This window comes from Mycobacterium sherrisii (assembly GCF_002102355.1).
In the GTDB taxonomy this organism is placed as follows: domain Bacteria; phylum Actinomycetota; class Actinomycetes; order Mycobacteriales; family Mycobacteriaceae; genus Mycobacterium; species Mycobacterium sherrisii.
The window spans coordinates 1-1,250 of sequence record NZ_LQPT01000062.1; the positions used below are offsets into that span (position 1 = coordinate 1).

The following is a 1,250-nucleotide window of genomic DNA, read 5'->3' on the forward strand; positions in this document are numbered from 1 at the left end:
GTGAGAGGGACCCGTTTGGTGGTCCAGTCGCTATGCGGCTTGGGGTTGGTGGGTCGTGGTCCACTGTAGAGCGAACTCGGCTGGGGTGAGTTCGCCGTGGGCGGAGTGGGGCCTGTTGGCGTTGTAGTCGGCGCGCCAGTCTTCGATGATGACGCGGGCTTCCAGAAGCGAGTCGAACCGCCACGAGTTGAGCAGTTCATCGCGTAGCCGGCCGTTGAACGATTCGATCCAGGCGTTCTGCCACGGCGAGCCGGGATCGATGAAAAGTGAACCGGCACTGTTGAATCGGCACCAATCGCTGACTGCGTGAGCCACGAACTCCGGACCGTTGTCGAAGCGCACGTAGTGCGGCGCCCCGTGAGTGAGGGCCAGCCGATCCAAGACATCGACAACACCATCGGCGTCAATGCTGCGGTCGACGTCGATCGCGAGTGCTTCGCGGGTGAACTCATCGATGACGTTCAACATCTTGAGGGTCCGGCCATCAGCGGTGGTGTCGAACTGAAAGTCCATCGCCCAGATCACATTCGGACGAATTGGCGACATTGCGCCCACAGCGACGCCGATACCGGTCAACCGTTTCTTCCTGCGGCGTTGCGGAACCCGCAGGCCCTCCTCGCGCCACAGCCGGCGGATCCGCTTGTTGTTGACCTGCCAGCCAGCCCGGCGAGCCATCTTCGCCGCCCGGCGCCACCCCCAGCGAGGCCGATCAGTGGAGAACCGGCGCAGCCACGCACGTAACTCGGCCTCCTCAGCAGTGACCGCAGGCCGGCTCAGGCGCATCGTGGAACGGTGGATGCCCACCACCGTGCAGGCGCGGCGTTGCGACACCCCGAACCGCTCGCGCAGCACCTCCACGGCGCGGCGCTTGCGGTTCGGGGTTAGAAGTTTCCCCCCGAAAGGTCCTTGAGCATGTCGATGTCGAGGGCCTGGTTGGCGACCAGCTTCTTGAGCCGGGCGTTCTCGGCCTCGAGTTCTTTGAGCCGCTTGGCCTCGTTGGCTTTCATGCCGCCGTATTGGGCCAGCCAGCGATGCCACGTCGATTCGGCGATCTCCAGGTGCCGGCACACCTCGGCCAGTTCCTGGCCTGCTCCGAGGAATTTGTTGCCCTCGGCCAGCTTGCGGATGATCTGATCCGGCGTATGCCGCCGGCGCTTGTTCGATGCCATGTCGTTGTCGATTCTTCCTGCCCGAACACTCGGGCAACAGAGTCGCATAACAACTGGACCACTACGACGGGCTCACCTCAA

Annotated in this window: 1 protein-coding gene; it reads right to left on the reverse strand. The window is 63.7% G+C overall.

Going from position 1 to position 1,250, the window contains the following annotated elements:
• Positions 1-30: 30 nt before the first annotated feature.
• Positions 31-1,169 (reverse strand): IS3 family transposase gene (locus tag AWC25_RS10085; RefSeq protein WP_142278777.1). Its coding sequence is split into 2 segments (ribosomal slippage): positions 31-899 and positions 899-1,169, totalling 1,140 coding nucleotides; the frame shifts between segments, so codons are not numbered across the junction.
• Between the last annotated feature and the right edge of the window lie 81 nt (positions 1,170-1,250).